Source organism: Aeromonas sp. QDB18, assembly GCF_027705325.1.
Taxonomy (GTDB): domain Bacteria; phylum Pseudomonadota; class Gammaproteobacteria; order Enterobacterales; family Aeromonadaceae; genus Aeromonas; species Aeromonas caviae.
Window position 1 is genome coordinate 1 of sequence record NZ_JAPDBQ010000179.1, and the last position, 7,772, is coordinate 7,772.

Below are 7,772 nucleotides of genomic sequence, written 5' to 3' on the forward strand. Positions count from 1 at the left end.
GGAACCAGTGATTGGTTCCGGATTGTCCTACAGCAGAAGGATCGGTCAATGGATCCTTAACTGATCAGCATTGCACCCGAGGGTGGCCTTGTTGTTTTTGCAAAGCGTACGTGATCTGACGCACTTACTCCTGGAAGTAGGTGCCCCAGCCGTCGTAGTCCACCCCGTATTTCTCGAGGATGGGCAGCATCTTCTCGATGTCGGCGACGATGGTGTCGATGTCCAGCTTGCACTCCACCATGGCGTCGAAGCAGAAGATGGTGGCGCCGTCGTCCAGCTCCATCTCCTCGGCGTCGGTCACTTCGAAACCGGCCTTGAACAGATCGACCGCCGCCTTCTCCAGCAGATCGAACTTCTGGCAGGCAAAGTGGTGCTCAATCTCGTAATCCAGATCCGGGTTGCTGCCATCGGCCAGCAGCTCGTTGACGATGGCGGCGGTCTCTTCGCGCCACTCTTGCATATTGGTATTCATATAAACCCCAGGCGGTGTTGGATGGATGTCACCCCTGCCAGCCGCGTCGGCCCGGACCATGGCCAGGGGATGAGTGCGGCAAAGCATACCCGCAGAGCGCGGCAGGCTCAATCGATGGGCCAAGATAACTGGCGCCTCTTCCGGCTTGGCGCCAACGGGCAGCCCTCGGCACGTCAGGCAGCCCGCCATCCTTCATGATGTTCTGCTGGCCGTCGGCCCGCCCTGCCCCGCAGGCGCCCCTCTTTTCATGGTTAAAACGGGGAAACCGGTCCAATCACGGGAAGATTGCTCGGATATCGAGCGAACGGTACATCAATCTGCGGCCTGTGGTTGACACCTCAGTCCAGAAAGGGTTTAATGCGCGCCGTTGCCCAGATAGCTCAGTCGGTAGAGCAGGGGATTGAAAATCCTCATGACAGTTTACATACCACAGCTCTGGACAGCACACTCCACAAGGCTTCGCTTTCAATGCGAGGCCTTTTTGTTATGCGTCTCTGGTCAATCTCTGGCACGTTTAGGCTCTACAAGCTTAGGATTAAAAACTTTCGCCTTTCTGCTCCCTGATGCTAGTCAGCGCTTCATGGCTCAAACGCATTATCCGGTGATTAGACCTTCAATACCCTGCCAGATTAACACTTACCGTTTCCTGCTCCGAAACAGACTATTTATTTAGCTAGGATTGCAGTGTTCTGTGTGGGCTCCTCGTCATAGAGCAAAGGAGCTTGCAGTCTCATGAATCGCCCCTAGTTTCCGATCAAAATCTGTTACAGGTTCCTGAGCTCTATGCCTACATACCTACCCAACTGATGGAGTGCTTACAAGATGAAACCAATGAGAACCATCATCTAATTCTGTTTTTTGACCTAGAACAGCGCAGTAAGCCCTCTCCCCACATGATGTGAATCGCCCCCAGTTCCCTAGACACCTCACAGCCTTAAAATGAGGCAACTATTGGAGGTGTTATGACCCGTCAGCGTTATCCAGAAACATTCAAAATCGAAGCCGTTAAACAAATCACCGAGCGCGGATGGCCGGTGGCTGACGTTGCACGCGCCCTTGGGGTATCCAGCCACAGTCTGTATGCCTGGCTCAGGCAGTACGGCAAGCCTGCTGACCAGCAGCTCGAAGAGTCTGCCTTGCAAGCCGAGATCCGCCGCCTGAAAGCCGAACTGCGCCAAGTCACCGAGGAGCGCAATATCCTAAAGGAGGCCGCCGCGTACTTTGCCAGCGAGTCAAGGAAAGGTACGCGTTCATAACCTCCCGACTCGACCGCTACAGTGTCGTTACCCTGTGCCAGACCCTGGGGGTTCACCGAAGTGGCTTCTATGCGTGGCTGAAACAGCCCGTATCGCCACGACAGCAGGAGGACGAACGACTGATCGGATTGGTCAAGCAATCCTGGTTGGAAAGTGGTGCTGTCTACGGCTATCGCAAGATCCATCGCGACCTTCGTGACGCAGGGGAAGGCTGCGGCATGCACCGTGTGGCCAAATTAATGACGCGGGAAGGACTGCGTTCGCAAACAGGTTATCAACGCCGCAAGGGGCATTATGGAGGCAAGAGCACGCAGGCGGCCCCAAACACGCTGGCACGTCAGTTTAAGGTGCCAGCCCCCAACATCTCCTGGGTGACTGACATTACCTACATCCGTACTCAAGAAGGGTGGCTGTACCTGGCGGTGGTGCTCGACCTGTTCTCTCGCCAGATCGTCGGCTGGGCGATGAAGTCACGCATGACGGCAGACTTGGCGGTTGATGCGTTATTGATGGCCGTCTGGCGGCGCAAGCCCAAGCAGCCGGTACTGGTGCATTCGGATCAGGGCAGCCAGTTTACCGGTGGTGAATGGCAGGACTTTCTGAAGACCCACAACCTGAGTTGCAGCATGAGCCGACGGGGTAACTGTCACGACAACGCGGTCGCCGAGAGCTTCTTTCAGTTGCTCAAACGGGAGCGGATCAAGCGCAGGATTTACGCGACAAGAGATGAAGCCCGCAGCGACGTATTTGATTATATCGAAATGTTTTACAACCCAATCAGACGCCATGGTTCCAATGATGGGTTGTCGCCGGTAGAGTTTGAAAGGCAGTTTATTTGTCAGCAACAGAGTGTCTAGAAAACCAGGGGCGATTCACTTCGACCTCAAGAACATGCAGGTAGAAACTGGGGCACAAACTATGCGCCAAGCCAAAAAAAGTCCCTTTCGAAACTCATTTTTGGGATGAAAGCGATTGGTAGTTCGGCACAATTTTGAAAAACCATAAAAGATTACCATGTCACAGCAAGGCTCTAGATGACGCGAAAAGAACCTCATATGAAGCCCAATTAATGAGCGTCCGATCTAGATTTGTCTCTAACCACAACCAATATGTTGCATATGCCACATTCAAGGTGTATATATGGCATATGCCAGTAAGGAACCCTAATGGCTAGACCTAAGATTCCACGTAACATCTGTGGCCGCCCAGCGGATAGTTGCTTCAAGCCAAATGCTCGACCCATGAGCCAGTTGGAGCAAGTTCGCTTGAAAGATGATGAGTTTGAAGCCTTGCGATTGGTCGATTTACTCGGCATGCAACAGCAAGAAGCGGCGGTGGAGATGGGGGTTTCCCGGCAGACACTGGCCAATGTTCTGAAAGCAGCCCGTTTCAAGGTCGTGGACTGCTTAACCCAGGGCAAGGCCCTTATGATGCACCTTGAGGATGAAGGAGTTACAAAACATGATCACAGCCATTCCAATGATTGATGATCGGGTCGCCAACCATTTTACCAAGGCTAATTGCTTAGTCTTTCTAGATGAACGTGGCGTTGAGATTAACCGGGTCGACAATCCTGCACTGGCGGCTAATTGTGCCGGTAAACAGAAAATGGTCGATCTATTAGCAGAGCAACAGGTTGAGCGGATTGTAGTTCGCAATATCGGCGAGCAGATGTTGGGAAAATTGCTGGCCCGGCAGTTTGTCGTGTATCAGACTGACTGTGGTCGCCGCCCAACTCATGAGCTGGTTGATCCAGTTACCAGTGGACTGAAGCAGTTGCATCAGGCTAGTCAAGGCCGTCAATCGCTGAATCATGAAGTGAAGAAAAAGTCTGGTGGTTGTAAGCATTCCGAAGGGGAGTACTCAGTGGCTTGCTGTCACGAAACTAAGCCTCTTCAGCAAGAGATGGTTCATGGTCAAGGGAACCAGATACACAGACATGGCTGTGGTCATCGCGGCCAGGGTCGTGGCAAATGCTGTCAGTCCTAAGTCAATGTGTGTTGCCAATATTGTTCACTTGGCTGAACTTGTTGGGTGTTGCACTTCTGTTCTGGCTCCGCCAGGTGCGCAAACGAGAATTGACAATATCACCTGAAACTGGTCAAGAGCGGCTTTGTGGTTGTCATACACGATGTGATGAGCATTTATATCAGATATCCGAACCAGTTAAACAGCAACGCTAATTTTGTAATATTACCTTAGTAAAAATAAACATAGGTAAAGGTTCTGACTGAGCATGGACTGAATGCTCAGTCAGATATTTATTATTATTTCATCAAGATGAAGAAGTTGAGACAAATCAGTTGAATTAGACATCTCTAATGTAGTAGCTTGAATAAAATCAACACTCATGGTGGATATCAAAATGACTTTAAATGTTCCTCAGTCTAATCTTGAGCCTGACTTGCCTAGAATTGCTTATTTTCCAGTGTCATTTTTTTCGATGATTATGGGATTGTCCGGATTTACTCTGGCTTGGAAAGGTGCCTCTGCCATTTTCTTTCATGGCATGGCCATTTGGTCAATATTTGCTTACGCGACATCAATAGCGATGGTCATATTGTCAATCCTTTATGCGGTAAAAATAGGGCGTTATACTCATTCAGTGCTAGAAGAAATTCGCCACCCGGTTCGAATAAACTTCTTTCCTTCTTTTTCTATCAGCCTCTTGCTACTTTCTGTTGTTTGGCAGCATGAAACAATAACTTCCACTTATTTATGGATTGCTGGAACCACCTTGCAAATTGCTCTTACCATGTATGTGATGAGCAGTTGGATTCACCACACTCACTACACTCTATCACATGCGAACCCAAGTTGGTTTATTCCTGTGGTTTGCAATATTATTGTCCCTATTACAGGTAGCCAATTAGGTTACACCGAGTTGAGCTGGTTTTGTTTCAGTATCGGGATCGTATTTTGGATCGTACTGTTGACGATCATCATGTACCGGCTGTTCTTTCATGAGCCATTACCCGCTCGAATGACCCCTATGCTATTTATTCTTCTAGCTCCCCCCTCTGTTGGATTTGTCTCCTATACCAGCCTAGTTGGCCAGCTTGATGTTTTTGCAAGAGTTATCTATTACATCGCACTATTTCTAGGCTTATTACTTGCAATGAATATATTTAGATTTTTCAAAGTGCCATTTTTTATCTCTTCCTGGGCCTATTCCTTTCCTTTAGCCGCTTTAACTATTGCCTCAATGAAAATGGCACATCTGACATCATCTGTATTTTTCCAAGCGTTATCGGGCGTACTATTGTGTTTATTGACTGTTTTATTGTTCTGGTTGGTAATTCGCACCATAAAAGCTGTGCTTGCTGCTGAATTGTGCCGACCTGAATAAGAGTCGTTAATTGATTGTACCGTAGGGATTTTTATGATGAAGATTGTAATTGTCGGTGGTGTCGCCGGTGGGGCCTCCGCAGCTGCACGAGCAAGAAGAGTAGCAGAAGATGCTGAAATCATAGTTCTAGAGCGTGGAGAGTTTGTATCCTTTGCAAACTGTGGTTTGCCGTATCATATCAGTGGTGAAATCGAATCACGGGATGCCTTGATACTTCAAACTCCTGATAGTTTCAAAAACCGATTCAATGTTGATGTTCGTGTATTTAATGACGTTATAGACATTGATGTAAAAAATAAAATTATAACGATTCAGCAGACGTTGACGGGGGAAACCTATCAGGAGTCATATGATAAGCTATTATTAAGCCCAGGCGCATCACCGATTAAACCGCCAATACCGGGAATTAATAGTCATCATGTCTACAGTCTGCGTAGCATACCGGATATGGATAAGATCCTAGTTGTACTGGCAGCGGAGAAGCCTAAGCATGTAACTGTTGTCGGGGGTGGTTTTATTGGGTTGGAGATGGTTGAAGCACTGCACCATAGAGGGATTGACGTCACCCTTTTGGAACTCTCCGATCAGGTTATGGCCCCGGTTGATCGTGAAATGGCCAATATGTTGCACCGCCATATGTGCGAAAAAGGCATCGATTTGCGTCTTAAAACCGGTTTGGCGGCCATTTCAGTGGCTGACTTTTATCCAGCCGAACCTGAGGCGACTGCTGTATATGACACCCCCGTCACACATACCCATAACTTGGATTTGATGTTGAGTTCCGGCGATATGTTGCAGACAGGCATGGTCATTCTTGCTATTGGTGTAAAACCTGAAACGACGCTGGCCGTAAAAGCTGGTTTGGAATTAGGTGCTCTGGGCGGAATCAAGGTTAATAGCGCCATGCAAACGTCTGAACCAGATATTTATGCGGTAGGCGATGTGGTAGAGACGGAAAATTTCGTCACCGGCGACGCGGCGCTGGTGCCATTGGCAGGGCCCGCTAATCGGCAAGGTCGGATTGCTGCTGACAATATGCTTGGTCGCCATGAGCATTATCGCCGGACACAAGGCACAGCGATCTGCAAATTGTTTGACATGGCAATTGGCAGTACAGGCTTGAATGAAAAAACACTCAAGCGATTGAATATGAACTATGAAAAGATTTACGTGCATACCGCCAGTCACGCCAGTTACTACCCCGGTGCTCACCCGGTGACCTTGAAATTACTGTTTGATCCAACGGATGGCCAGATCCTGGGTGCCCAGGCGGCTGGTTTGGATGGTATCGACAAACGGATTGATGTTTTAGCCGTTGCGCAACGAGCCCGGATGACCGTTCAGCAGTTGGCTGATCTGGAATTGACATATGCGCCACCGTTTGGTTCGGCGCGTGATGTGGTGAACCAAGCCGGTATGGTTGCCAGTAATGTGATGAATGGTGATGAGGCAATTTGTCACACCGAAGAACTATTGCTGGGCGCTTCCGATCAAGTCGTGCTGGATGTGCGAAATCCGCCAGAGCTGGAGGCATCAGGCGTCTTTCCGAACGCATTGAATATTCCACTCGATGCGTTACGGGATCGTTTATATACGCTACCTGTCGATAAAGAAATTTTGGTGGCTTGCCAGGTCGGTTTGCGCGGACATGTTGCCTATCGCATGTTGGTACAAAACGGATTTCAAGCCCGCAATCTGACCGGGGGCTACAAGACCTATCAGATGGTTACAGATTCGTTTTGATCTGTAATAACAACTTGTCGAGGTACTTTATGGCTAAGAACTACACAGAGATTAATCAGGAACAACGTCAATTCGGATCGGCCTACCGCAAGGCTAGTCCAGACACCATGAATGCATTTCTCGCTTTGCATAAAGCAGCGATGTACGACGGTGAACTCAGCATTAAACATAAAGAGTTGATGGCAACGGCAATTGCGATTGCTGCACGCTGTGATGGTTGCATTGCAGCCCATGTGGCAGCAGCGCTGAAAGCTGGCGCGAGTAAACAGGAACTGGTTGAAACTATTGATGTGGCCATCCTGATGGGCGGTGGTCCGGCGGTGATCTATGGCACACAGGCGCTGGCAGCCGTAGACGAGTTAGCCGGTTAATTTATAATCCGATGCGGCAGTCTGGTTATCGGCCTGCCGCTAAGAAGGAATGGATGACACCTTATCTCATTGCCAAACCAAGTCATGCTCAGTGTATGGTTTGTGGTTCCCGTGACAATAATCCGGACTCCTTGGAACTAGCGTTCTCGCAACACCAAGATGGCTCCGTGCGAGCTCCGTTTGTGGTGAGCCAGAAACATCAGGGCTATACCGGACTGTTGCACGGTGGCATGACCAGCACCTTGCTCGATGCTGCGATGACGCACTGTTTATTGATGCAGGGAATCAAGGCACTGACCGCGGAGTTGACGGTTCGATTCGTGGCACCGATCCGCATGGGTCAGACTATTACGATCTGTGCCCAGCTACTTGGGCAGCGGCGGGGCATCTATCAGCTCGAAGCATGGCTGCTCTCAGGGTTGCATATTGCCGGACAGTGCATCGACGGAGAGCAGCGGCTGGCTCGCGCTTCGGCCAAGTTTATCGCACCACCCGATGGGCAGGGCAGGGCGGGAGCACACTTTGTTGATATTTTAACCAAAGAATAACTGAGCCCGATAGTCGTCATTCCAGCCGGCTCT

The 7,772-nt window shown here is 49.6% G+C and carries 8 protein-coding genes; 7 read left to right on the forward strand and 1 reads right to left on the reverse strand.

What is annotated here, in order from left to right; translation table 11 throughout:
• Window positions 1-124: 124 nt before the first annotated feature.
• Window positions 125-460: a ribonuclease E inhibitor RraB gene (gene rraB, locus OKC30_RS18855; RefSeq protein ID WP_010675493.1), complete on the reverse strand. Its 336-nt coding sequence runs from the start codon at window positions 458-460 to the stop codon at window positions 125-127.
• A gap of 974 nt (window positions 461-1,434) precedes the next feature.
• On the opposite strand from rraB, the gene OKC30_RS18860 reads away from it, so the two are divergent.
• The 7 genes from OKC30_RS18860 to OKC30_RS18890 all read left to right on the forward strand — a co-directional run bounded on the left by OKC30_RS18860 (window position 1,435) and on the right by OKC30_RS18890 (window position 7,739).
• Window positions 1,435-2,585 (forward strand): IS3 family transposase gene (locus OKC30_RS18860; protein ID WP_160839163.1). Its coding sequence is split into 2 segments (ribosomal slippage): window positions 1,435-1,672 and window positions 1,672-2,585, totalling 1,152 coding nucleotides; the frame shifts between segments, so codons are not numbered across the junction.
• 309 nt (window positions 2,586-2,894) lie between these two features.
• Window positions 2,895-3,215 carry a DUF134 domain-containing protein gene (locus OKC30_RS18865; protein ID WP_160839161.1) on the forward strand — a complete coding sequence of 107 codons (321 nt, stop codon included), beginning with the start codon at window positions 2,895-2,897 and terminating at the stop codon, window positions 3,213-3,215.
• Window positions 3,190-3,717: a NifB/NifX family molybdenum-iron cluster-binding protein gene (locus tag OKC30_RS18870; protein WP_160839159.1), complete on the forward strand. Its 528-nt coding sequence runs from the start codon at window positions 3,190-3,192 to the stop codon at window positions 3,715-3,717. Before OKC30_RS18865 ends, OKC30_RS18870 begins: the two co-directional genes overlap by 26 nt.
• A 361-nt stretch (window positions 3,718-4,078) precedes the next feature.
• Window positions 4,079-5,077, forward strand: coding sequence for an SLAC1 anion channel family protein (locus OKC30_RS18875; protein WP_270809747.1), 999 nt, complete (start codon window positions 4,079-4,081; stop codon window positions 5,075-5,077).
• Window positions 5,078-5,110: 33 nt separating this feature from the next.
• Window positions 5,111-6,820, forward strand: a complete 1,710-nt coding sequence (locus tag OKC30_RS18880; protein ID WP_182859731.1) for an FAD-dependent oxidoreductase — start codon at window positions 5,111-5,113, stop codon at window positions 6,818-6,820.
• A 29-nt stretch (window positions 6,821-6,849) separates the two neighbouring features.
• Complete coding sequence (locus OKC30_RS18885; RefSeq protein WP_160839155.1) at window positions 6,850-7,191, forward strand: carboxymuconolactone decarboxylase family protein; 342 nt, start codon at window positions 6,850-6,852, stop codon at window positions 7,189-7,191.
• A 53-nt stretch (window positions 7,192-7,244) separates the two neighbouring features.
• Window positions 7,245-7,739: a PaaI family thioesterase gene (locus OKC30_RS18890; protein ID WP_270809748.1), complete on the forward strand. Its 495-nt coding sequence runs from the start codon at window positions 7,245-7,247 to the stop codon at window positions 7,737-7,739.
• The last annotated feature ends 33 nt before the right edge of the window (window positions 7,740-7,772 follow it).

Excerpts from the sequence above, each read along its gene's own strand:
- rraB (WP_010675493.1), bottom strand. The coding sequence starts at position 460 with ATGCAAGAGTGGCGCGAAGAGACCGCCGCCATCGTCAACGAGCTGCTG.
- OKC30_RS18865 (WP_160839161.1), top strand. The coding sequence starts at position 2,895 with ATGGCTAGACCTAAGATTCCACGTAACATCTGTGGCCGCCCAGCGGAT.
- OKC30_RS18870 (WP_160839159.1), top strand. The coding sequence starts at position 3,190 with ATGATCACAGCCATTCCAATGATTGATGATCGGGTCGCCAACCATTTT.
- OKC30_RS18875 (WP_270809747.1), top strand. The coding sequence starts at position 4,079 with ATGGTGGATATCAAAATGACTTTAAATGTTCCTCAGTCTAATCTTGAG.
- OKC30_RS18880 (WP_182859731.1), top strand. The coding sequence starts at position 5,111 with ATGATGAAGATTGTAATTGTCGGTGGTGTCGCCGGTGGGGCCTCCGCA.
- OKC30_RS18885 (WP_160839155.1), top strand. The coding sequence starts at position 6,850 with ATGGCTAAGAACTACACAGAGATTAATCAGGAACAACGTCAATTCGGA.
- OKC30_RS18890 (WP_270809748.1), top strand. The coding sequence starts at position 7,245 with ATGACACCTTATCTCATTGCCAAACCAAGTCATGCTCAGTGTATGGTT.